Genomic DNA, 21,779 nt, shown 5'->3' with positions numbered 1-21,779 from the left:
ATTGCACCGCACGGAGATTTGCTTACGCAGTGTCCGCTGTTAGCGCATTCCTGCCGAGATGATTGACCCATCGGCCCTAAGCCGACATTCCAATTCACAAATCGGATTTGAGAAGTCGAAATCGTAGCGTTAGCCCGTCCAGACGAGCGCCGATTAGGTCCCCTATCGCACGCTTCCATCGCTTTTCGCGCTGATCAGACCCTAGCCTTCTGGCCCGTCGGATCTTCGCCGTGAATGTTCTATTTATCGAGAACGTTCGCGCGCCAGATCGCAAGCCGCTCGTCGCTCCATGTCCTCAATGCCGCGAGTGCGACCGGGTTAGTGTAAGTTCGACTGTGCTGAAGAAATTCTCCTGTCACATCGGCGCGCCAAGTGGCGTGAAAAAGAGTGTTTGCCGCATAAGGAAGTGGCTCGACCGAAAAGTCGATGAACATTGCTTCCTTGAGACCCCAACCGCCGAAAAGCCGAAAAGAGATTATTGAAAGTAGGAACCGTGCGACCAAGGCGCAAAACACGATAACCATCATGAAGCCCACAGCGGTTACTAAGAACGCTATCGGATAGAGGAATGCTCTCACGTACGGCGTGGACCAGGTCGGTGTCTTCCAGACAATAAGATCAATGTAGATGTTGTCCGGCACCGACCAGGGATAAAACGGCTCGGAGGGATTTCCGTAGTATCGAGCTGTGAGGATGATCCACATCTGCGCGCATACGACCAAGGCCCCGAAAGCCAGTTTGCCGAGCGATCCCGACGTGGCACGCCCGAATGCGTGATAAATTTGTACCAGTGCCCTGTCTGTAAAGCTTCCGAGCCTTGAAGTGACCAATCCAATGAACTGGAAAAAGGCGAGTAGTGACGTAGCCTCGTCCCCGGTGGCCCTTATGAAGAAAGTCCTCGCATCGACTTTGATCGACGCGGTCTCATTGTGATCACAGTAGTCAGAGACCAAGGTTTTCAACTTGGCCACAGACTGCTTGGCCAAACCCAAGCGACGGAATGTCATGGCGATCACCAGGCAAACGAATGTAGCCGGGCCAAAAAGAGAGATTGGCGTCAGTACATCGCTGTCGTACGTCCTAAAAGCCACAGCAAGTAATGCGGATGAAATGCCTACGGCAAATGCCAAGTATAAACCTGCCAGAATCGTCAAGCTCGACCACAGCTTGGCCAATTGCTCATTTTTGCGCAGCGCTATGAATGGTGTAGCTAGGTATGCGATCCCGCAAAGTCGAGAATGCAGATCAGGCCGCAATCTTAAAAGATGCGCTATCGCACTTCCCCCGTGGCTGTGGCCGATGACTATGATCGGCTGGTTCACTGAAACCTCATCAATGATCGTTTCAAGATCACGCGCGGCCTTTTGCCGTGCCGCAAAACGATTGTCACCCGTCCACTTGAGCGAAACGAATTCCGAGGCTGGTTCAGACTTCAGAAGCTCCGTGGTGAGTGCCGAGCCGCGCATTGTCCACGACGCGCCCCGTCCAAATGTGCCGTGCACCAAGACATAAGTTGGCGGTTCTGGCGGTCGCGCGTTGTCACTTGACATCAAAGCAACGTGGAAGCCGTTTCGACTCGATGATCGCGTGCAACTCCTTGATGGTGGTCGCAAAACCAACAGTTCGATCTTCATCGAAGGTATATATAACGCCGTTGATTTTTGCCATGCGAACCCCGCATTGTTCCCCGATCACCCGCAAGATCGCCAACGGAATTCTTTCGCTTTCAATGGAAACCGGAATCTTACCCCCCGGCTCGATCCTCTGCAAAAATCGGAAATGATTTTCCATTTCGTCGGCGTACTGCGTCGCAGTACGAAGCCCCGATCTGGCCTGAGTTACCGATACTACGCTGGTGATAAGCAATGCGGTGATTGCGCACAGGACAATTAGTCGATGAAGCATCAAGACCCCCGTTAACGACATCCTGTTGGAATTTGTGGCAAATAAGAGTTGCATAATCAATGGCGTCATTAGGCAAGGGCCAGAACTATTAGGAGGCTGCACTCCATAGGGGCGAAAAGAACGAGCGCGGGATATCAGACACACGACGCTGGTCCTACTCGATTTCCAGCATTATGTGCTCTGGAGGCCTCGACTGAAACGGTCTCGCGCCATGTTTGCTTCTGGCGTATACTGTTGAAAAACCGTTGTCGGAATGGGGATGTGGTAATTCAATTGTCGCATTGATTTGCGGAAGATTGAGTGATGATGGGATGTCAGTAAGATCCGGCACAAGTCTTCTACGACTTCTGCCTTGATGATCACGTTCCTGCCGACCACATGCCGCGCGGGATCGTACGAGCGCACTTGAAGCCTTTCTACAGCTACAGGTCGCCCCTCGATTGATCCCGAGCCAATAATGCGGATGCTGATCATCGGCTATTCTAGAAATAGCGGCTGGACACATTTTCGAAAAGCGTAATCATTGCTGACGATGGGGATGTGTCCAGAAAGCTGCTGAGTTACTGGAAAGATTCACTTTAGGCAGTCCGGCACGGGGCACCACTTCTTCACAAGCATCATTGTATTGCCGCCGTCGCGCTTGCAAAACCGCGTCTGCGGGATTTGCCGCTCGTTGCAAAATCGGATTGGTACACTTGTGTGTTGCTGGGGAGCCAACTAAGTTCGGCGGTAGAGGTAGGAGTGTATCGCATGTTGATAGCGAGAATGATGATGGCCATCTTCTTTGGCCTGCTATTTTTCGCCCGCGTCACCTCCGACGCCGGCGCATCTGCTGATGGATACTACACGACGGAAGCCTCCGACGAGGATGCGACCGATGAGGCCGACGGCGAGGATGTTCGCCGCTAAGCCGCCTCCGGCCGACTCTGTATTCAGGCTGATGATTGCCGCATGTCGCCAAGCTTCCTGTCACGATAGAGGCTCCGGGGTCAGTCATTGCGTGACCGGCGTTCCTTTGGTTCAAAACGATCGTTCTGACCATGTAGGGAGCCCTCGGCTGTCTATCCGCTTATGGTCATCAGCCTGTTCTTCTCGTCTCAAGCATACAGCCGATCCGGCCTCCATCAGTAGAGCCTACGCGTCATGCACAACTTGATGAATTGAAAATACAACCGTCCAGAGTGGGTGTTGTGGATATGGTTGGCGCAATGCGTCAAATCAGGACAGCGGCAGCAGCCTGTTAACCGCCAATCGGCATGGCGATTGCAAAACTGTCCGGCGCTGCCCAGTCTGGCACAAATCAATCCCTCATCGGCACACTTTGCCTGCAATCACGGAGTCGAGCATGTCCCTGTCTGCTACGTCCTGCGCCATTCTCGATGACGTTGATGCGCTGTCCGGCGCCTTGTTTTCATGGTGCGCCGAACGGGGCGTCCGCCTGCGCAGCCAGGAGGGCGTCAGTGCCGCCGGTGCCGTCATCGACCTGTTTTTTGCAGGCTACAGAACGCAGGACGAACTGCTTGGCGCATTGAGCGATCAGAGCGCTCGCGAGGTTGTGTTTGCGTCCTGATCGTGGTTTCTGTGTTGAACGGGCTTGCATGCCACGTCAGGTAACAACGAAGAAATCTGCCGACGTGAGGGCAAGGTTTGTGCCGATGGTCGCGAACAGCACGGAGCCACCGCTGGCATTGCCATTGCTGTCGTAAAACAGTTTTCCAGTATCGGTCTCATAGATGATGCGGTCATTTGCATCATGTGCGACCCCGGCAGCGCTCTTATAAAATTGGGCCGCCGTCAGTACGCCAGTCCCCACAAGAGTCGTGAAAATATCGTTGTCGAGACGTATCGTATCATCGAGCGCCACGAAATCGCCGATAGTATCGACATTGGTCGATGCGTTGAGCTTGGTGTCGAAAATGAAGGTGTCCTTGCCGCCTTCGCCTTGAAGACGGTCGTTCCCCAACCCGCCGGCCAGCAGATCGTTGCCGGCGCCCGCTCTCAGAAAATTTACGGCCGTACTGCCGGTCAGCTTGTCGGCGGCGTTGCCGGTACGGGCATTTTCGATGCTGATCAGTTTATCGGCCTTGCCGAAGCCATCGATCGCGTTGCCCGTTGCCAAGTTGACGGTGACGCTGCCGGTTCCGCCGCGCCGGTCATCACGGTGGTAGAGCACCGAGTCGTTACCGCCGCCGCCATTGATCGTATCGCGGCCGCCAAGCCCCATGAATTCCTCGTTCACGTTAGAGCCGGTAAAGATATCCGCAAATTGCGTGCCGCGAAACTGTTCAAACTGCGTGAAGGTTTCGCTGTTGCCCCATGGGTCGATCACCACGCCGGTGCTGGCATTGAGATTGATGCCGCGAAATGCAGTTGGGGTGTAATAGGCATCATTGAAATTGAGGGAATCGAAGGCTCCGCCATTGCCGTCATAGGTGTCCTTGCCTTCACCGCCGGTGACGAAGTCATTGCCGGATCCCCCGATGAACGTGTCATTTCCGGAATAGCCATTCAAGTCCTGATCGCCGGCACTGCCCTTAAGGACGTCGTTTCCGCGCATCAGGAACCGCGCCATCCCATATTGATCATAGGCCGCGATAGCATCATGGAACGATTCGAGACCGACACTGAGGCCCGTCAGTTCCTGCATTTTCGTGGTGCCGTTGTTGAGAAAAATGGACATGCCGGTGAGCGTGCCGCCGGTCGGGTTGCCGGCCGAATCGAATGTGAAGCCGGTACCCGCCAGTGTTAGCTTCAACCCATTGGACAGGTTGAACTTGATTGCCGTTGCGGATGCCGACGTTTGATTTGCCTGGTCGAACCGGACGATCTCATCGAAGAATGGCATGTAGTCGAAGCTTGGCAATGCGGGGCTGTAGTGATCCGGCGTTACGTTGCCCGGAAAATAAGATGTGAATGTTGCCATGTCGGGACCCCTGAATGTCTTGAATTAAAAAATTTAATATATCGCACGGGAGCATCGCAATCCGCCGGCGGCTTACCTCTTAGTTGAAGTCCTTGCGCCGAAAGTGTTAGGTGCGCTGCAGCGAAATTCTTGCGGCGGGCACATGCTTCCGATCAGCGATACCTATGACAATCTCCGCCGCGATTTTCGCTGGCAGATCCCGGAAAAATTCAATATCGGCGTGGCTGTTAGCGATGACTGGGCCGCACGCGAGCCGGAGCGTGTCTGCCTGCAGCATTTCAGCCCCGATGGTGCGCATCTGTCGCTGACCTACGGGGCTTTTGCGGCGCAATCTTCCTCCTTCGCCCAGGGGCTTCTGCAGCAGGGCGTCAGGCCGGGTGATCGCGTGGCAATCCTCCTGCCGCAGAGTTTCGAGACGGCAATCGCTCACGCTGCGATCTACAAGCTTGGCGGCATCGCTCTGCCGCTGGCGCTGCTGTTTGGTGTCGAGGCGCTGGAATACCGGCTGCGCGATGCGGGGGCTGTGGCCATTGTCACCAACCGTTTCGGCCATGAGAAGATTGCAGCGATCCGTCAGCAGCTGCCGGATCTGAAAATCGTTATTCTGGTCGATGGCGACGGGCTGGATACGATCCGTTTTTCAGCTCTTGCGCAAACGCCCGCACCGGATTTTATCCCTGCCGATACGACGCCGGATGATCCGGCTATGATGATCTACACGTCGGGCACGACGGGTCCGCCGAAGGGTGCCCTGCATGGGCATCGTGTTCTGCTCGGTCATATCCCGGGCTTTCAATTCCATCATGCCTTCCTGCCGCAACCGGGCGACCGGATGTGGACACCGGCCGACTGGGCCTGGGCGGGCGGGCTTCTGAATGCGCTTTTGCCCTCTCTGCTGCTCGGTGTTCCGGTGGTGTCCTCACCGGGCCAGAAGTTTGATCCGCACATGGCTTTCCGCATCCTGGAGGAGATGGACGTGCGCAACGCCTTTATCCCGCCAACGGCGCTGCGCTTGATGAAATCGGTCGACAATCCGCGTGCGCTCTACAAGCTTAACCTGCGCACCATCGGCTCGGCCGGAGAATCGCTCGGCCGCGAAACCTGGGAGCAGGCGAGCGCAGCTTTCGGGGTTCCGGTCAACGAGTTCTACGGCCAGACCGAGTGCAACATCGTCCTGTCGTCCGCTGCCAATCTCGGGGTGCTGAAGCCCGGCTCGATGGGCAAGCCGGCGCCGGGCCATGATGTCGCGATCATCGATGGAGAGGGCAGGGTGCTTCCGGTTGGTGCCGTCGGGCAGGTCGCCGTGCGCCGGCCCGATCCGGTGATGTTTCTCGGCTATTGGAACAATGATGCGGCAACAGCGGCAAAATTCATCGGCGATTGGATGACGACGGGCGATCAGGGCGTTCAGGATGAGGAGGGTTACATCACCTTCTTCGGCCGCGACGACGATGTCATCACCTCGTCCGGCTACCGGATCGGTCCGGGTGAGATCGAGGATTGCCTGGCCGGCCATCCGGCCGTGCAGCTTGCGGCCGCGATCGGCAAGCCCGATGCGGTGCGAACCGAGATCGTCAAAGCCTATGTGGTGCTGCGGCCGGGCTATGCTGCAAGTGAGGAACTTGCCGCCGATATCCGCGATTGGGTCAAGACGCGGCTGTCGATGCACGAATACCCGCGCGAGATTGAATTTCTCGACAGTCTGCCGCTTACCACCTCCGGCAAGGTTATCCGCCGCATCCTGCGCGACAGGGCGGTCGCTGAGCGCTGATCCCTTCTCCGGGTGAACTCCGGCCTATCGCAGGACGCGGGGTGCCAGAGAGCGGATTTTTTCGCGCAGCAGCCGCGCCATGTTGCGGGTGTTGCGGTAGAGGTGGAGCTGGGCCGCTACCTGCCGCACGTCGCGGTCGCGGTTTTGCTTGAGGCCGATCACCAGCGTTCCCATTTCCTCGCGTTCCTCCCAGAATCGGCTCATCACCGGATGATCGGGAACGGCGCAGCTGTCGGAGCGCATGATGTTGGCATCGTCGAGATGCCATTCCGTCAATTCGGCCAATAGCAGCTTGCCGGGTGAATATTTGGCATACTGCTCGTCATAGGCCGTTTTCCAGGTATAGGCCTCGCCCGCCATCATGAAGACGATCATCGACGCAATCGCCGTCCCGTCGAGATCGAGCGTATGAATGCGCACGCTGTCGGCTTCGGCAAGATTAGTGATCGCTTCGCGCGCAAAGGCGGCGCGGTAGCGGTCGAGTACCATGGCCGTGGAGGCCCGGCCTTTCCAGCCGCTCGCTTCCAGCGCCAGAAATTCCTCCATCCGAACGCGGATATCGGCCGGTTGTCGGGCGACGTTGTAGGAGACGCGGCCAACCCGTTCCAGCAGCTTCCACTGCCGGCGCAGTTCACGCAGGTGCCCGGCGCTGATGGCGTGGCGCAAATAGGTCTGGCCATCCTGAAGGCTTTCCAGCATCGGCCGGCTAAAGGTGTCGGTGACCGTCAGCGGCAGGTTGCGGCCAATGGCGACGGCGCGGGCCAGTTGGGCAAACTTGCCCTTGAGGCGAATATCGGGAAGCACGAGAACACCGGGCAGGTTCGCCGTCGGGGCTGTGAGCGCCTCATAGAGATTGTCGATGGTTTCGGCCGCATCCTCGGCATCGAGCAACGGCACGCCGAGCGGGCCGAACGGATTCGACCAGGCGCGGATGATCGGGGCGCCGATCGAAAACCCGGGCTTTTCAATCGAAAACGGCATCAGGAAGCGGATGCGGCTGCGGCGGGCGTCCGTATCACGGATCAGCGCCAGGCGGATGACGCGGTCTTCCAGGCGTGGCATGGCCGGTGCCAGGAAACGGCCGGTGAAGAAGACGTTCGGCTCCATCGCCCGGTTTGAAAGGAAATCCAGTTCCGTCTGCAGCTCATAGCCCTGGCGTGCCGGATAAAAGCACAGCTGGCGGCCGGGGCGGCCGATGGCGATGGTATTGTCGGCAACGGGCTGATCGGGCACCGGCTGCGCGAGGCCGCCGAGGATGCGCGCCGACCGGCTGTTGGCGTCGTCTGGAAAGTGGGGATTGCCGGTCATGAGCGAGGTGCCTCTGCTTTGATGGTTCTGGCATGCGGGTCGGCAAAGGCGAAGAGAACGATGCCGAAGGTGCGACGGACAGCGACGTGAAGGAGAATGGCCTCGACGAACATGGCGCCGGCCGTGGCGATCGCCGCACCCGTCAGCCCGAACATCGGAATCATCGTGACGTTGAGCGCCAGATTGCAGACAAGGGCTACCGCATAGAGTGCGACGCAGAGTTTTTGCTGACCGGCCATGGTGAGAAAGGCCTCGGCGGGGCCGACCAGCGCTTTTGCCATGATACCGGCAAACAGGATGGCCATCAGCGGATAGCCGGACACGAAGGCGGGGCCGAACAGCGATAACAGGAACGAGCCACAGGCAAGCACCATCAGGCCGACGGCCAGCGACGGCCAGAACGACCATTTGGCGCTCTCAATGGCGATGACGGCCAGCTGCTGACGGTCCGGATTGGCCATGGCCGCAGAAAAGCGCGGCGACGCTGCCGCTTTCACGGAAAACATCACGAAATGCACCAGAGCCATGGTCTTGGCGGCGGCGAAGTAGATCGCGACGCTGGCCGGGTCGAGATAGAGGCCGACGATGACGACATCGGAATTGGTCAGCATGAAGCCAAAACCCTCGATCAGGAAGATCGGCAGCGCGACGCGAAACCAGGTACCGAATTCGATGCGGCTCGGGCCTTTGACATAGCGCCGGCGCAGGCGCCAGGTCAGGATGAAGAACTGGCTGACGCTGGTCAAATAGGTCGCGGCCATCGCAGCGATCATCGCGGTGCGGGCGGTATGCGGTTCGCCCATCGTAACGGCCAGCATCATGAACCCAAGGATCAGAATGGGCCGGACGATATAGGTCGGGCTCATCGCCGAAAACGCCCAGCTGTGGGCCCGAGACGTGCCATCCATCACATCGCCGAGGGCGATCATCGGCAGCGAGAAGACGCCGAGGTAGAGCGGCACGAGATAGTAGCTTTCGATATGCTCACCGAACAGCCAGAGACCGCCGATGCCGATAACCGCGAGCACCGTTGCAGACAGAAGCGCGAAGATGCGCACCGTCGTCGTCATCCCGCGGATTTCGGCCAGCGCCTCGCGGGCATGGTATTGCGGCAGGAAGCGGATGATGGCGGTATGAAATCCGAGGCAGGAGAGATTGCCGAACAGGATGGCCAGTACCCAAACGAAAACGAAGATACCGTATTCGAACTCCCCCATGACGCGGGCGAGGATAATCTGCGATACGAAGGCGATGGCCGCACTGACGACGCGGATGGCAAAGGCGACAAGCGCCATGCGCTGCGCCAGGTGTTTGGGATCGTTGCTTGTCAATACAGGAATGAGCTTTTCAAGCAGCGGCGACAGCCGGTCCCTCATTGCGGGCGGCAAAATTCGACCAGCGGTTTGACAGGCTGCGATGAACACTGAAATACCCAAAACTACGCAAAACAGGCTGCCAGTCTTGACAGAACAGCGTTAACAAAGGGTGCAACAGGGGTGCATGGACCTGCAGTTTCGTCAGGCCTGACGCTGCTGACAACAATAATCGATATGCTATTATCGGTTGTATTCGGTGGCAGAAGCAGCGCGCGTAAAACCAGCTTGCGATACCGGGAAGATGGGCTTCCCGGCTGAGGCAACGGCCTTGCCGTCGAATCTGGAGGTGATCTATGTGGCAAAAACCATTTAGCGTCACGCTTACCCTGAGGAAAACCCGGACAGGCTGGTCAGTAGCTGTCCGGGTCAGTTTCTCAAGATAGGACTACGGCAGACGGGATTGCAGTCCCGTCTGCCACTTCAGAAATAAGCGATATTGCTGATAAAATCAAGTTTTCGGCGCTCAGGCCTCAAACGTACCGTGGCAGTGCTTGTATTTCTTGCCCGATCCGCACGGGCAGGCTTCATTACGCGAAACCTTGCCCCAGCTCGACGGATCCTGCGGATTGCGGTTTTCCGGCTCGACGAAGTTCAGGTTGACGCCTTCGGCGAAGTCATCGACACCCGTGTCCGGGTCAATGTGGTGACCGACCATTTCCGGCGGCACGGGCTGCGGCGCTTCCGCTGCTTCACGCACCAGTTCGACGCGCATCAGTTGTGCCGTTACGCCCTGGCGCAGGTTTGCCAGCAGAGCCTGGAACAGTTCGAAGGCTTCCGACTTGTATTCCTGCAGTGGGTCGCGCTGGGCGTAGCCACGGAAGCCGACGACGGAGCGCAGGTGATCGAGGTTGACGATATGCTCGCGCCAGAGATGGTCGAGCGTCTGCAGAACCACGGAGCGTTCGACATAGAGCATGATGTCCGGGCCGAAGCGCTCGGCACGATCGGCTGCTGCCTTGTCGGCTTCAGCGGTGATGCGCTCGCGAATATCGTTTTCGTCGATGCCTTCCTCAGCTGCCCATTCGATGATCGGCAGGTCGAGATTGAGCGAATTCTGCACGTCGGTCTTCAGGCCAACGGCATCCCACTGTTCGGCATAGGCCTTTTCCGGAATCCGCTTGGTAACTATATCCTCGATGACCTCATGGCGCATGTCGGCGACCGTCTCGGAAATGTCCGTTGCGTCCATCATCTCGATGCGCTGCTCGAAGATCACCTTGCGCTGGTCGTTGAGCACGTCGTCGTATTTCAGAAGGTTCTTGCGGGTGTCGAAGTTGCGGGCTTCGACCTTTTTCTGGGCGCGTTCCAATGCCTTGTTGATCCACGGGTGGACGATGGCTTCGCCTTCCTTGAGGCCGAGCTTCTGGAGCATCGAATCCATGCGGTCGGAACCGAAGATGCGCATCAGGTCGTCCTGTAGCGAGAGGAAGAACTTCGAGCGGCCGGGGTCGCCCTGACGGCCGGAGCGGCCGCGCAGCTGGTTGTCGATGCGGCGGCTTTCGTGACGTTCTGTCGCCAGAACATAGAGGCCGCCGGCACCCAGTGCGATGTCCTTCAGGCGCTGAACTTCAACCTTGATCGCGGCTTCCTTTTCGTCGCGGTCGGGGCCGTGTTCCATCTCGCCGAGTTCGCGCTCGACGCGCATTTCAAGGTTGCCGCCAAGCTGAATGTCGGTACCGCGGCCCGCCATGTTGGTGGCGATCGTCACGGCACCCGGCACGCCTGCCTGCGAAACGATGTATGCTTCCTGTTCGTGATAGCGGGCGTTCAGAACCTGGAAATTCTGGAAGCCCGCGTCCTTGAGCATCTTTGCCAGAAGCTCGGATTTTTCGATCGAGGTGGTGCCGACCAGAACCGGCTGCTGGCGGTCCTGCGATTCCTTGATCTCGGCGATGATCGCCTTGTATTTCTCTTCCACCGTCCGGTAGACTTCGTCGTCCTCGTCGATGCGCTTGATCGGCAGGTTGGTCGGGACTTCCACGACTTCAAGGCCGTAGATGTTGCCGAATTCCTCGGCTTCGGTCGAGGCCGTGCCGGTCATGCCGCCAAGCTTCGAGTACATGCGGAAATAGTTCTGGAAGGTAACTGACGCCAGCGTCTGGTTTTCCGGCTGGATGGTGACCTTTTCCTTGGCTTCCAGTGCCTGGTGCTGGCCTTCCGAGTAGCGGCGGCCCGGCATCATGCGGCCGGTGAATTCGTCGATGATGACGATCTCGTCGTTGCGGACGATATAGTCCTTGTCCTTCTGGAAAAGCTTGTGGGCCTTCAACGCGTTGTTGACGTGATGGACGATCGCGACGTTCTCGACGTCGTAAAGCGTCTCGCCCTTCAGAAGGTTGGCTTCGCGCAGCAGGTTTTCCAGCTTTTCGGTGCCGTCTTCGGAGAAGTTGGCGGAGCGCTGCTTTTCGTCGATCTCGTAGTCTTCCGGCGACAGCATTGGGATGAACTTGTCGATGGTGTTGTAGAGATCGGAACGGTCGTCGAGCGGACCGGAAATGATCAGCGGCGTGCGTGCTTCATCGACGAGGATCGAGTCGACTTCGTCAACGATCGCGAAGAAGTGGCCGCGCTGGACCATCTGGTTGCGCTCGTACTTCATGTTGTCGCGGAGATAGTCGAAGCCGAGTTCGTTGTTGGTCGCGTAGGTGACGTCGCAGGCATAGGCAGCCCGGCGCTGGTCATCGGTAAGCCCGTGGACGATAACGCCCGTCGTCAGGCCGAGGAACGAGTAGATCCGGTTCATCGTCGCCGAGTCGCGGCTGGCGAGGTAATCGTTGACCGTGACGACGTGAACGCCCTTGCTGGCGATTGCGTTGAGGTAGACCGGCAGCGTTGCCACCAGCGTCTTGCCTTCGCCGGTCTTCATTTCGGCGATCGATTTTTCGTGCAGGATGATCCCGCCGATCAGCTGGACGTCAAAAGGTCGCAGGCCAAGTGTGCGGCGTGCGGCTTCGCGGGCAACGGCAAAAGCAGGTATCAGCAGATCGTCAAGCGTCTTGCCGTCGGCGAACTGCTTGCGGAACTCGACGGTCTTGGCAGCCAGCGCTTCATCGGAAAGCGCTTTGGTTTCAGCTTCCAGCGCGTTGATGGCGTCTACCTTGGCTTTGTAGCCCCGCACACGGCGGTCATTCGATGAACCGAAGATTTTGCGGGCGATGCCGCCGAGACTGACCATAAGAATGGTCCTTTCTTCTATGTCGCCAACGCGGTCATTTTCCGCGAAATACTATGAAACGCCCGGAACTGTTCTGGACGCGAGGTTGCGTGACAGATAAGAGGGGGGTCGAATTATGTCAACGGAGTTGAGGCACGCCAAGGCTACAGAACGGCCACAATCTGATGATGTGGAACGTTTCAGGCCGGCCGTGACCGCGGTTTCGGATACCAGCGTGGAAGGTATGAGGATGTTGAAATACAAAATGCTTGCGGCGGTTGCCGTGATTGCTGTCATGGCCGCCCAAGGCCCGGCACGAGCACAGGACGCTGCCGATCCGGTTATCGCCAAGGTTGGCGACGCGGAAATCCACCAGTCGGAGCTTGATTACGCTCTGACCGGCCTCGACCCCCAGCTGGCCCAGCTGCCGGAAGACCAGAAGCGCGCTGCAGCCCTTTCCGGCCTGATCGACGTCAAGCTTCTGGCCAAGGATGCCGACAAGGAAGGCCTGCAGAACGACGCGGACTTCAAGAAGCGTCTCGCTTATCTGACGGATCGCGAATTGCACAACGCCTTCTTCAAGAAGCACGTTGTCGACGCCGTGAAGCCGGAAGAGGTCAAGGCCCGCTACGACGTGGAAATCGCCAAGATCCCTGCGCAGGAAGAAGCCAAGGCCCGTCACATCCTGGTGAAGACCGAGGAAGAAGCCAAGGCGATCATCAAGGATCTGGACGCAGGCAAGGACTTCGCGACGATCGCTAAGGAAAAGTCGACCGACCCGAACAAGGCTGACGGCGGCGATCTCGGCTATTTCACCAAGGACCGCATGGTTCCGGAATTCTCGGAAGCCGCTTTCAAGCTCGAGAAGGGCAAGTACACCGAAGTGCCGGTCAAGACGCAGTTCGGCTTCCATGTCATTCTGCTCGAAGACAAGCGCATGCAGCCACCGCCGCCGTTCGAGCAGGTCGAGCCACAGGTTAAGCAGCTTGTCATGCGTGACAAGTACATCGAACTTCTGGCCGCAGCCAAGAAGGAAGCCGGCGTCGATATTACCGATCCGGCCCTGAAGAAGGCCTATGACGACGCCAACAAGGCGGAAGCTGAAACTGCCAACTAAGCGGTCTCCGGCCTGTCGGCCCCTTCTCCCCGCAGCGGGGAGAAGGCTATGGTGGGGTGCTATTGCCAGCTCTTTCCGTCATTCCTGTGCTTATCACAGGAATCCAGCTGCCCAAATCCTTGGGCGAAGAGTCTTTTGACCCGACCGACGTCGGGTCGCTGGATCCCCGCCACAAGGGCGAGGATGACGAAGGGTGGAATTCCCCGTTTTATCCCAAATCTGTTCCAGATGGTTTTTCTTATCTGAGGTTGATCATGTCCGGTTCCGTTTCCCCGCTTGCTCCGAAATCCTTCGCCGACATGCCGCCCGTGCGCGGTGTCCGCATGGCAACCGCCGCAGCGGGTATCAAGTACAAGAACCGGACCGATGTGCTGCTGATGGTTTTCGATGAACCGGCCTCTGTCGCCGGCGTCTTTACCAAGTCGCGCTGCCCGTCGGCTCCGGTCGATTTCTGCCGTCAGAATCTGTCTGGCGGCATCGCCCGCGCCGTGGTGGTCAATTCTGGCAATGCCAATGCCTTTACCGGCAAGAAGGGCAGGGCTGCGACCGAACTCACGGCACAGTCGGCTTCGCAAGCCGTCGGCTGCTCGACGGGCGAAGTCTTTCTCGCCTCCACCGGCGTCATCGGCGAGCCGCTCGATGCGACTAAATTTGCCGGTGTTCTCAGCGACATGACCGTGCAGGCGACCGGCGATTTCTGGTTCGAGGCCGCCAAGGCGATCATGACGACGGATACCTATCCGAAAGTGTCGACCCGTACCGCCGAGATCGGCGGCGTTGCGATCACCATCAACGGCATTGCCAAGGGTGCCGGCATGATCGCGCCGGATATGGCGACAATGCTGTCTTTTGTCGTTACCGATGCGGATATAGCACCGGATGCTCTTCAGGTTCTGTTGTCGGAAGGCACGGGGCCGACCTTCAATTCTGTTACCGTCGATAGCGATACCTCGACATCCGATACGCTGATGCTGTTTGCCACCGGTGCTGCCGGCAAGGACGGCCAGGCAAAGATTGTCAGCCCAACGGATCCGGCACTCGATGGTTTCCGTGCAGCGTTGAACGATCTCCTGCGCGATCTGGCATTGCAGGTGGTCCGCGACGGCGAAGGCGCCCGCAAAATGGTTGCGGTCACAGTCGAAGGCGCGGAGAGCGACGCTGCTGCCAAGCGTATCGGCCTGTCGATTGCCAATTCACCGTTGGTGAAGACGGCGGTTGCCGGCGAGGACGCCAATTGGGGCCGCGTGGTCATGGCTGTCGGCAAGGCTGGCGAACTGGCGGATCGCGACCGGCTGGCGATCTGGTTCGGTGATGTGCGCGTTGCTGTCGATGGCGAGCGCGACCCGACCTATTCGGAGGCCGCTGCAACGGCCGTGATGAAAAAAGAAGATATCACTATTCGTGTCGAGATCGGTCTCGGATCCGGCAAGGCGACTGTCTATACCTGCGATCTGACGAAAGAATATATCGAGATCAATGGCGACTACCGGAGCTGATGGCAGTGCAGGACACAATTTCGAAGGCTGATCTGCCGAATGTGCGCCGCCTGGAAGCCGTCGGTTTTCGCGCCTGGCCCGCAGCGTCGGTGCAGTATGATGGCAGCTGGCTGATCCGGCTGACGGCGGGCCATGATTCCAAACGGCTGAATTCGGTCAATCCGCTCGATCCGTCCGACAGCCGCGATATCGAGATCCGGCTGCAGAAGGCCGCCAAGCGCTTTTCCGACTATGGCCGGCCGCTGACCGTTCGCCAGACGCCGCTGACGCCACCGCAGCTGATTGCCTACATGGATGAGCATCACTGGCCGGTATTTTCCGAGACTATCGTGATGATGGCGGATATTCCGCCGAACGACACGACGGAATCGATTGAGCATCTGCCGCTGCGCGATGTTGGCCGTTTCGTTGATGCCCGGCTGCAGATTTGTGGTGAAAGCAGCCAGGACAAGGCGGGTCTCACCGAAGTCATCAACGCGATCAAGCCGGAATGCGGGCTGTTTCTGTTCGAGGCGCAGGACGAAGGACCGATCGCGGTGTCGCTCGCCGTTCACGATAATGATCTTGCCGGTATTCTGCAGGTTGCTGTCGCCGAGAGCGCCCGGCGGCAGGGCGTCGGCAGTGCTATCGTCAATGCGTCGCTGCGCTGGGCCAGACTTCGTGGCGCCCGCACGGCCTGGCTTTCGGTCGAGAGCGACAATGATGCCGCCATCACGCTCTATCGCAAATTCGGCTTCAGGGATGTCTACCGGTATGCCTACCGGCGCGAAGGGGCACGATGATGGATGTTGCCGGCCGAAAGATTCTTCTGGTTGCGGCCTGCGCGCTGGTCGACAGCGACGGCCGCATCCTGCTTGCCCAGCGTCCAGAGGGCAAGTCGCTGGCAGGGCTGTGGGAGTTTCCCGGCGGCAAGGTTGAGCCCGGCGAAACGCCGGAGGAAACGCTGATCCGCGAGCTGGACGAGGAACTGGGAGTGCGCACCAAGGTCGCGTGCCTGGCTCCCCTGACGTTCGCCAGCCACACCTATGACGATTTTCACCTGCTGATGCCGCTCTATGTCTGCCGGCGCTATGAGGGCGTCGCCTATGGCCGGGAAGGCCAGGCGGTGAAGTGGGTTCGCCCGAAAGCTCTGCGGGATTATCCGATGCCGCCTGCCGACGAGCCGCTTATCCCCTACTTAATGGATTTGCTCTGATCTAATCCTCAAAATTTCTGTTTTATTAATCGAACATTTATCACCCTCCCGCAAAATCAGCTTCGAGTAAGTACCGGTGTCTATTGGTTTGGGGATGATTCCCGTAGCCGATGCCGGTTTTTTATAGGCGTCGACATGGTGAAGTGGTGCGTGAGCCGGCTTCAGGGAAACGCACGTATTCGAAGAGGCAGACGATGGTCGACGACGATTTTTGGAGAACGGTTCAGGACAAGGATCTGGTGACGACCCAGAGCCGCCGTACCGGTGCGCTTAATCTGTCGCTGCTGTTCGGTACGGCCGTCATTGCGCTGACCCTCATCCTGACACCGATGCTGACGTCGAAGACGGACAACAAGGTGCTGGCCGACGCGCCGATCGACTACGATAATATTCAGACCGGCTCGATCCCGAGCAGCCCGCCGGCCAAGCGCTATACCGTGCGCCGCAGCGTGCTGCAGGAAATGCCGGGTGCCGTCTGCATCATCGACGGTGATGGAAGCAAAAGCGGCTGCTGACGCTCTTGGAGCCGGGATATCCCGGCCGTCCTGTTCGTTGCCAGCCGGGGTCGGAACCGACCGATAACGATGGTGCGCATATTCGTGCTTTTCGGGTGATCTCACCTGGCGGGGCAATGCGCAGGACAGGCTGGGGAGCCCATGACGACACTGATCCGGTTTCTGAACGACAAATCCGCAGCGACAGCGGTCGAATACGGTCTGCTGGCCGCCTTGATTTCGATCGGCATGCTGGTCGGGCTGGGGTCGTTCTCGGATGCCCTGCTGGCCGTCTTCCAGACGATCACAAATGCCATCATCGGCGCCGGGCCTGTCTAAAACATCCCCTCTTACCGTTCATCTTTCAACGGCAGTTCGCGCGTGCTCAGCGCATCCGATAACCTCTGCTTTGCCGAGCCGGGTTTCAGCGGCTTCTGCTGGCTTTCGTGCGGGGCCCAGCCGGAAATATAGATGATCGAGAAGGTCGCCCGGATGCGGCCATCCGGGTCGCCAAAACGCTCGGCATAGATTTCGGCGGCACGCACGAAAAAGCGGCGGGTCAGCGGCTTGCGGCTACGGGCTGAAAGCGGGTTGGTCATGCCCATCGACCGCAGGTCTTTCAACAGCGAAAACAGCGACGCATAACGCACCGTGTAGCTTTCGGTATCGGCAACCGGCAGACTGAAGCCGGCGCGTTGTAACAGCGCGCCGATATCGCGGACGTCGGCAAAGGGGATGACGCGCGGGCTGGCGCCGCCGGTCAATTCGCTTTCGGCAGCAAGAAGCACTTCGCGCAGTTCCTGCAAGGTGCCTGAGCCGGGAATGGCGGCGAGAAACAGGCCATCGGGTTTCAAAGCACGGCGCACCTGGATGAACACGCCGGGCGTATCGTTGGTGAGGTGCAACGACAGCGGCGAGACGATCAGGTTTGCCGATTCCGCTGCAAGCGGCACCGTCTCCAGCGATGCGGCGGAGACTTTTTCATCCGTGGCGGCAAAAGCTGCATCGGTTTCGATCCGTTCGATTTCGGTGACCTTGCCGGTGTTGGCGATATAGCGGGCGGTGAGGCCGGTATAGCCGTGCAGTTCGACGGCCTTATCGAAATGGCGTTCGACCACGCTCAGGCGTTCGGACAGTTCTTGTGCTGCGATCTCCAGCAGGAATTGGGCCTTCGGATCGCCGTTGCGAAAGGCGCGCTTGCGGCGGGCCTCGATGAGCGTCTGGTCGAAAACGATATCCATGGCTTTGCTTTCCTGATCGCTCGAAAATCTGATCGCAATGAAACCCGGCTCGCCGTAAAGTCAACCTCATGGAGGATGAAGAGGCGGAAAATCCGGGGTGGCGGCTGGCCAAGAGCTTGCGTGGAGGTCTGCGCGGGCTGTGGGCTGGCGCGGTCGATGCGGTCTATCCGCCGGTCTGTGCCGGTTGCGGCCGGATGACCGGGCGCCATCGCGGCGTCTGTCCCTCTTGCTGGGCGACGCTGCGGCTGATCGAGCGGCCCTATTGCGAGGTTCTCGGGCTGCCGTTTTCGCATGATCTCGGCACCGGTATCCTGTCGGCCGACGCGATTGCCAATCCGCCGGTGTTCGAGCGGCTGCGCTCCGTCGCCATCCATGACGGCATTGCCAAGTCGCTGGTCCATGGCCTGAAATACCGTGACCGCACCGATCTGGCGGTGATGATGGCGGAGTGGATGATCCGGGCCAGCGATGGCACTGTCGGGACCTGCGATGCGGTCGTTCCGGTGCCGCTGCATGCTTTTCGCCTGTGGAGCCGCAAATTCAATCAGTCCGCCGAGCTTGCCCGGGCGATTGCCCGCAGTTCGGGTAAACCTTTTCTGGCCACCGCTCTGATCCGCAACCGGCGTACCGCCCAGCAGGTGGGGCTGGGTGCAAGCCAGCGCGAGGAGAACGTGCGCGGCGCCTTCTCGGTGACGGAGACCGGCAAGGCGGCACTGTTTGGCAGGCGGATCGTTCTGGTCGACGACGTCTATACCACGGGGGCGACGGTATCGGCTGCCACAAGGGCACTGAAGAAGGCGGGGGCGGCGGATGTCACCGTTTTGACCTTTGCAAGAGCCGTGTCCGGTCTTATATGACACGGTATGTGATGCTGGCGCAGGGCCGGCGAAGGAGCAGATCATCTCATGGCTTCGGTCGTCATTTATACCCGTCAATTCTGTGGCTATTGTTCAGCTGCAAAGAAGCTTCTGGAAACCAAGGGCGTGAAGTTCGAGGAGCATGACGCGACATATGCTCCCGAGGTTCGCCAAAAAATGATCGAGCGCTCGAATGGCGGCACGACCTTCCCGCAGATCTTTATCAACAATGCCCATATCGGCGGCTGCGACGACCTGCATGCGCTGGAACGCGCCGGCAAGCTGGACGCGATGCTTGCCGCGTAAGGAGACGCTTTCATGACCTTCAAGGCCGCAGCGATCCAGATGTGTTCCGGTGTCGATCCGGCAAGGAATGCCGAGACCATGGTGCGGCTTGTGCGCGAGGCTGCAGCACAGGGCGCTACCTACGTGCAGACGCCGGAAATGACCGGCGCGCTGCAGCGGGACCGTGCTGCGATGAAGGCGGCGCTGCGTGACGAGAGCAATGATCTGATCGTTGCGGCGGCATCGAAGCTTGCCGGCGAACTCGGCATTTACCTGCATGTCGGCTCGACGGCGATCGGGCTTGCCGATGGCAAGATGGCCAATCGCGGCTTTTTGTTCGGGCCGGACGGCAAGAAGATCACCCATTATGACAAAATCCACATGTTCGATGTCGATCTCGACAACGGCGAGAGCTGGCGGGAAAGTTCTGCCTATACGCCGGGCGGCACCGCGCGGCTGGTGAGCCTGCCGTTCGGCAAACTCGGCTGCGCCATCTGCTACGACGTTCGTTTCCCCGAACTTTTCCGGGCGCAGGCTGCGGCCGGAGCGCAGATCATGTCGGTGCCGGCAGCCTTTACCCGCCAGACCGGCGAGGCGCATTGGGAAATCCTGCTGCGCGCACGCGCCATCGAAAATGGCATGTTCGTCATTGCAGCGGCCCAGGCAGGCGTGCATGAAGACGGCCGCGAGACGTTTGGCCATTCGATGATCATCGATCCGTGGGGCGTTGTTCTCGCGTCGGCCGGCGGCACGGGCGAGGGCATCGTTGTCGCCGATATCGATGTTGGCGCGGTTGCGGCGGCGCGGGCGAAAATTCCGAACCTGAAGAACGGCCGGGCGTTTACGCTGGAGGAAGTGCCCAGCGCTTCCAAGGACGTGGCCGCTTGATCAAATACACGCTTGCCTGCGACAACGGCCATTCGTTCGAAGGCTGGTTTTCCTCGAGCGCCGACTTCGACCGCCAGGCGGAACTCGGGCTGGTTTCCTGTCCCGTCTGCGGTTCGGCCACTGTCGGCAAGGAACTGATGGCGCCTTCGGTTTCGACCGCCCGCAAGAAGGACGAGACCAAGGTGCTGATGATGGATCAGGCCCGCAAGGAAGCGGTGGCCAAGATCCGCGAACTGGTCACGTCCATTCGCGAAAACGCCGAGGATGTCGGGGCGAAGTTTCCCGAGGAAGCCCGCAAGATCCATTATGGCGAGGCCGAACAGCGCGGGTTGATCGGCCAGGCGACGGTCGAGGAGGCCAAGGCTCTGCTCGAGGAAGGCATCGAGATTGCCGCTCTGCCGGTGCTGCCCGACGATGTGAACTGACATGGCGACCGGCGGGTACCGTCTGGCCATCTACAATTTCGGCCTGCATGTCGGGTCTGAAGGCGATCCCCGCGTCGAGGGTTTCGTGTCGCGTGAACCGGCCAATTTCGAGGCAGCATCGCGGGCGTCCGGTTTTATCGGCCGCTCCGGTTATCGGGGTGTGCCTGGACCACGCAGCTGGGGCAGGCAGGTTTTTCCACGTTTCATCGATGGCAGCGGTTTCGACAGCGCGCCGTCGTCGCTGTCGCTCTGGGCCGATATCGAATCGCTGATGGCGTTTTCTTATAATGGCGTTCATGCCGATGCGCTGAAACACGGGCGCAACTGGAATATCAAACCCAGCTGGCCGCCGCTGGTGCTGTGGTGGGTGGGGGAGCACAGCGTTCCCGACTGGCAGGATGGTGCCGGGCGGCTGGAATATCTTCACGATCACGGTGTGTCAGCCAGAGCCTTCACCTTCAAAGAACCCTTCACCGCTGATGGCGAAGCCTATGCAATCGACCGGGAAAAAGTCCGGCGGATTGCGGAAGAAAATGCCGAAGGGCAGGCCGATCTGCTGGCGCATGTGTTGGCGTTGAAAGTTTAGCACGAGTGCGAGGGGCGGGAAGATGTTGAGCGGGTTTATTGAAGGCGCTTAATCCAGTTGCCCGTTCCGTCGCTTGTCCAATCCTTGTATTGCTCGTAGGTCAACCTGCCGTCCGCCACGGCATTGATGAAAAGTGCGCAGACATGGGCGATGACCTCAGAAGCCGGAACCGTGTTCATTGACTCGATCTCTTTTCGCATATCGGGCGAAATTGTATCGTCAAACGTGGATATGCAGGAGGCGATGCGATCGTGGCGCAAGAGAGGACGCGTTTTCAGACGCCCATATGCCCGGTTCCATTGTTCCTTGGTGAATGCTTCGGCACTTGCCGGCAAGGATAGGGCGAAGCAAAGCGCACTGATGATCATGATGGCCGAGCGTATCAATGCGATCTCCTTCTGAGGACTGCCATACGTTGTATCGGCGGTGTTCTTGCATACTGGAAGCTTACGCGGGTTGCTCGGTCAAATGACGCCTATGAGGCCAAGGCCCTGGCTGATGATGTGAACTGGCAAGAGGGCTGCAGGGTATCGTCTGACCTCTGCCCCTTCGCCGGTATCCAGTCGCCCGACGTCGTGGCGTTAAAGGGGCTTTTGCGCCGCGGACGCGGCGCTGCTGGATCCCCACCACAAGGGTGAGGATGACGGAGGGTGGGGAGCCGATTGGTCGTTTACGGATAAGCATGGGCTCGCAGGAAAACTCCTATTTTCAAGGCAGAGAATGACCCAAAATGCGATTACCGCCCGGGTCGATAATCG

The 21,779-nt window shown here is 59.0% G+C and carries 22 protein-coding genes and 1 pseudogene; 15 read left to right on the top strand and 8 right to left on the bottom strand.

Annotated features, from left to right (window positions below):
* Positions 1 to 239 precede the first annotated feature (239 nt).
* Both ACQY8Q_RS07585 and ACQY8Q_RS07580 read right to left on the bottom strand, forming a co-directional pair.
* Positions 240 to 1,550, bottom strand: coding sequence for an alpha/beta fold hydrolase (locus ACQY8Q_RS07585; protein ID WP_428426050.1), 1,311 nt, complete (start codon positions 1,548 to 1,550; stop codon positions 240 to 242).
* The gene (locus tag ACQY8Q_RS07580; protein WP_428426049.1) at positions 1,540 to 1,905 is read right to left on the bottom strand and encodes a hypothetical protein; all 366 of its coding nucleotides are present in this window, start codon (positions 1,903 to 1,905) and stop codon (positions 1,540 to 1,542) included. The genes ACQY8Q_RS07585 and ACQY8Q_RS07580 overlap by 11 nt, the downstream gene beginning before the upstream one ends.
* A 333-nt stretch (positions 1,906 to 2,238) precedes the next feature.
* On the opposite strand from ACQY8Q_RS07580, the pseudogene ACQY8Q_RS07575 reads away from it, so the two are divergent.
* From ACQY8Q_RS07575 to ACQY8Q_RS07565, 3 genes and pseudogenes are all read left to right on the top strand, one after another.
* Positions 2,239 to 2,386, top strand: a pseudogene (locus ACQY8Q_RS07575) (IS5/IS1182 family transposase); the annotation flags it as partial.
* Between the two features lie 269 nt (positions 2,387 to 2,655).
* Positions 2,656 to 2,814, top strand: a complete 159-nt coding sequence (locus ACQY8Q_RS07570) for a hypothetical protein (RefSeq protein ID WP_428426048.1) — start codon at positions 2,656 to 2,658, stop codon at positions 2,812 to 2,814.
* A gap of 436 nt (positions 2,815 to 3,250) precedes the next feature.
* Entirely contained in the window at positions 3,251 to 3,475 is a 225-nt protein-coding gene (locus ACQY8Q_RS07565) for a hypothetical protein (RefSeq protein ID WP_428426047.1), read from the top strand.
* A gap of 36 nt (positions 3,476 to 3,511) precedes the next feature.
* Here ACQY8Q_RS07565 and ACQY8Q_RS07560 read toward each other — a convergent pair whose 3' ends face one another.
* Positions 3,512 to 4,828, bottom strand: a complete 1,317-nt coding sequence (locus tag ACQY8Q_RS07560) for a calcium-binding protein (RefSeq protein WP_428426046.1) — start codon at positions 4,826 to 4,828, stop codon at positions 3,512 to 3,514.
* 142 nt (positions 4,829 to 4,970) lie between these two features.
* Here ACQY8Q_RS07560 and ACQY8Q_RS07555 point away from each other — a divergent pair, with 142 nt between their 5' ends.
* Complete coding sequence (locus ACQY8Q_RS07555) at positions 4,971 to 6,599, top strand: AMP-binding protein (protein WP_428426045.1); 1,629 nt, start codon at positions 4,971 to 4,973, stop codon at positions 6,597 to 6,599.
* 24 nt (positions 6,600 to 6,623) lie between these two features.
* On the opposite strand, the gene ACQY8Q_RS07550 is transcribed toward ACQY8Q_RS07555, so the two are convergent.
* From ACQY8Q_RS07550 to secA, 3 genes are all read right to left on the bottom strand, one after another.
* Positions 6,624 to 7,907, bottom strand: a complete 1,284-nt coding sequence (locus ACQY8Q_RS07550; RefSeq protein ID WP_428426044.1) for a GNAT family N-acetyltransferase — start codon at positions 7,905 to 7,907, stop codon at positions 6,624 to 6,626.
* A complete protein-coding gene (locus ACQY8Q_RS07545; protein WP_428429703.1) occupies positions 7,904 to 9,298 on the bottom strand; it encodes a lipopolysaccharide biosynthesis protein in 1,395 nt (464 codons plus the stop codon). Before ACQY8Q_RS07545 ends, ACQY8Q_RS07550 begins: the two co-directional genes overlap by 4 nt.
* 448 nt (positions 9,299 to 9,746) lie before the next feature.
* Positions 9,747 to 12,458, bottom strand: a complete 2,712-nt coding sequence (gene secA, locus ACQY8Q_RS07540) for a preprotein translocase subunit SecA (protein ID WP_428426043.1) — start codon at positions 12,456 to 12,458, stop codon at positions 9,747 to 9,749.
* Between the two features lie 229 nt (positions 12,459 to 12,687).
* Here secA and ACQY8Q_RS07535 point away from each other — a divergent pair, with 229 nt between their 5' ends.
* The 6 genes from ACQY8Q_RS07535 (at position 12,688) to ACQY8Q_RS07510 (ending at position 17,078) form a co-directional block, all read left to right on the top strand.
* Positions 12,688 to 13,554, top strand: a complete 867-nt coding sequence (locus ACQY8Q_RS07535; RefSeq protein ID WP_428426042.1) for a peptidylprolyl isomerase — start codon at positions 12,688 to 12,690, stop codon at positions 13,552 to 13,554.
* Between the two features lie 254 nt (positions 13,555 to 13,808).
* Positions 13,809 to 15,050, top strand: coding sequence for a bifunctional glutamate N-acetyltransferase/amino-acid acetyltransferase ArgJ (argJ, locus tag ACQY8Q_RS07530; protein WP_428426041.1), 1,242 nt, complete (start codon positions 13,809 to 13,811; stop codon positions 15,048 to 15,050).
* A 5-nt stretch (positions 15,051 to 15,055) separates the two neighbouring features.
* Complete coding sequence (locus ACQY8Q_RS07525; protein WP_428426040.1) at positions 15,056 to 15,832, top strand: GNAT family N-acetyltransferase; 777 nt, start codon at positions 15,056 to 15,058, stop codon at positions 15,830 to 15,832.
* On the top strand, positions 15,832 to 16,245 hold the full coding sequence (gene mutT / locus ACQY8Q_RS07520; protein ID WP_428429701.1) for an 8-oxo-dGTP diphosphatase MutT: 414 nt from the start codon (positions 15,832 to 15,834) through the stop codon (positions 16,243 to 16,245). Before ACQY8Q_RS07525 ends, mutT begins: the two co-directional genes overlap by 1 nt.
* 194 nt (positions 16,246 to 16,439) lie before the next feature.
* Positions 16,440 to 16,760, top strand: coding sequence for a hypothetical protein (locus ACQY8Q_RS07515; protein ID WP_426229500.1), 321 nt, complete (start codon positions 16,440 to 16,442; stop codon positions 16,758 to 16,760).
* 141 nt (positions 16,761 to 16,901) lie between these two features.
* Positions 16,902 to 17,078, top strand: coding sequence for a Flp family type IVb pilin (locus ACQY8Q_RS07510; protein WP_428426039.1), 177 nt, complete (start codon positions 16,902 to 16,904; stop codon positions 17,076 to 17,078).
* Between the two features lie 11 nt (positions 17,079 to 17,089).
* Here the strand turns inward: ACQY8Q_RS07510 and ACQY8Q_RS07505 are convergent, their stop codons facing one another.
* Entirely contained in the window at positions 17,090 to 17,980 is an 891-nt protein-coding gene (locus tag ACQY8Q_RS07505) for a methyltransferase domain-containing protein (RefSeq protein ID WP_428426038.1), read from the bottom strand.
* A gap of 68 nt (positions 17,981 to 18,048) precedes the next feature.
* Here ACQY8Q_RS07505 and ACQY8Q_RS07500 point away from each other — a divergent pair, with 68 nt between their 5' ends.
* From ACQY8Q_RS07500 to ACQY8Q_RS07480, 5 genes are read left to right on the top strand one after another with little or no spacing between them, the layout of a single operon-like run.
* Positions 18,049 to 18,837, top strand: coding sequence for a ComF family protein (locus ACQY8Q_RS07500; RefSeq protein ID WP_428426037.1), 789 nt, complete (start codon positions 18,049 to 18,051; stop codon positions 18,835 to 18,837).
* A gap of 48 nt (positions 18,838 to 18,885) precedes the next feature.
* Positions 18,886 to 19,143 carry a glutaredoxin 3 gene (gene grxC, locus ACQY8Q_RS07495; RefSeq protein ID WP_428426036.1) on the top strand — a complete coding sequence of 86 codons (258 nt, stop codon included), beginning with the start codon at positions 18,886 to 18,888 and terminating at the stop codon, positions 19,141 to 19,143.
* Between the two features lie 12 nt (positions 19,144 to 19,155).
* Complete coding sequence (locus ACQY8Q_RS07490; protein ID WP_428426035.1) at positions 19,156 to 20,010, top strand: carbon-nitrogen hydrolase family protein; 855 nt, start codon at positions 19,156 to 19,158, stop codon at positions 20,008 to 20,010.
* Positions 20,007 to 20,435 (top strand): DUF1178 family protein, encoded by a 429-nt coding sequence (locus ACQY8Q_RS07485; protein WP_428426034.1) that lies wholly within the window; start codon positions 20,007 to 20,009, stop codon positions 20,433 to 20,435. The genes ACQY8Q_RS07490 and ACQY8Q_RS07485 overlap by 4 nt, the downstream gene beginning before the upstream one ends.
* A gap of 1 nt (position 20,436) precedes the next feature.
* The gene (locus tag ACQY8Q_RS07480; protein WP_428426033.1) at positions 20,437 to 21,021 is read left to right on the top strand and encodes a DUF3291 domain-containing protein; all 585 of its coding nucleotides are present in this window, start codon (positions 20,437 to 20,439) and stop codon (positions 21,019 to 21,021) included.
* A 35-nt stretch (positions 21,022 to 21,056) separates the two neighbouring features.
* Here the strand turns inward: ACQY8Q_RS07480 and ACQY8Q_RS07475 are convergent, their stop codons facing one another.
* Complete coding sequence (locus ACQY8Q_RS07475; protein ID WP_428426032.1) at positions 21,057 to 21,407, bottom strand: hypothetical protein; 351 nt, start codon at positions 21,405 to 21,407, stop codon at positions 21,057 to 21,059.
* Positions 21,408 to 21,779 lie beyond the last annotated feature (372 nt).

It is taken from the genome of Pararhizobium sp. (genome assembly GCF_965279435.1).
Lineage (GTDB): Bacteria > Pseudomonadota > Alphaproteobacteria > Rhizobiales > Rhizobiaceae > Pararhizobium.
Note: the sequence above shows the minus strand (reverse complement) of the source record. Positions and strands in the feature narration are given on the sequence as shown.

Coding starts and splice junctions, on each gene's coding strand:
- ACQY8Q_RS07560 (WP_428426046.1), bottom strand. CDS start 4,828: ATGGCAACATTCACATCTTATTTTCCGGGCAACGTAACGCCGGATCAC.
- ACQY8Q_RS07515 (WP_426229500.1), top strand. CDS start 16,440: ATGGTCGACGACGATTTTTGGAGAACGGTTCAGGACAAGGATCTGGTG.
- ACQY8Q_RS07500 (WP_428426037.1), top strand. CDS start 18,049: ATGGAGGATGAAGAGGCGGAAAATCCGGGGTGGCGGCTGGCCAAGAGC.
- ACQY8Q_RS07490 (WP_428426035.1), top strand. CDS start 19,156: ATGACCTTCAAGGCCGCAGCGATCCAGATGTGTTCCGGTGTCGATCCG.
- mutT (WP_428429701.1), top strand. CDS start 15,832: ATGGATGTTGCCGGCCGAAAGATTCTTCTGGTTGCGGCCTGCGCGCTG.
- argJ (WP_428426041.1), top strand. CDS start 13,809: ATGTCCGGTTCCGTTTCCCCGCTTGCTCCGAAATCCTTCGCCGACATG.
- secA (WP_428426043.1), bottom strand. CDS start 12,458: ATGGTCAGTCTCGGCGGCATCGCCCGCAAAATCTTCGGTTCATCGAAT.
- ACQY8Q_RS07535 (WP_428426042.1), top strand. CDS start 12,688: ATGTTGAAATACAAAATGCTTGCGGCGGTTGCCGTGATTGCTGTCATG.
- ACQY8Q_RS07570 (WP_428426048.1), top strand. CDS start 2,656: ATGTTGATAGCGAGAATGATGATGGCCATCTTCTTTGGCCTGCTATTT.
- ACQY8Q_RS07505 (WP_428426038.1), bottom strand. CDS start 17,980: ATGGATATCGTTTTCGACCAGACGCTCATCGAGGCCCGCCGCAAGCGC.
- ACQY8Q_RS07585 (WP_428426050.1), bottom strand. CDS start 1,550: ATGTCAAGTGACAACGCGCGACCGCCAGAACCGCCAACTTATGTCTTG.
- ACQY8Q_RS07550 (WP_428426044.1), bottom strand. CDS start 7,907: ATGACCGGCAATCCCCACTTTCCAGACGACGCCAACAGCCGGTCGGCG.
- ACQY8Q_RS07555 (WP_428426045.1), top strand. CDS start 4,971: ATGCTTCCGATCAGCGATACCTATGACAATCTCCGCCGCGATTTTCGC.
- ACQY8Q_RS07580 (WP_428426049.1), bottom strand. CDS start 1,905: ATGCTTCATCGACTAATTGTCCTGTGCGCAATCACCGCATTGCTTATC.
- ACQY8Q_RS07510 (WP_428426039.1), top strand. CDS start 16,902: ATGACGACACTGATCCGGTTTCTGAACGACAAATCCGCAGCGACAGCG.
- ACQY8Q_RS07565 (WP_428426047.1), top strand. CDS start 3,251: ATGTCCCTGTCTGCTACGTCCTGCGCCATTCTCGATGACGTTGATGCG.
- ACQY8Q_RS07480 (WP_428426033.1), top strand. CDS start 20,437: ATGGCGACCGGCGGGTACCGTCTGGCCATCTACAATTTCGGCCTGCAT.
- grxC (WP_428426036.1), top strand. CDS start 18,886: ATGGCTTCGGTCGTCATTTATACCCGTCAATTCTGTGGCTATTGTTCA.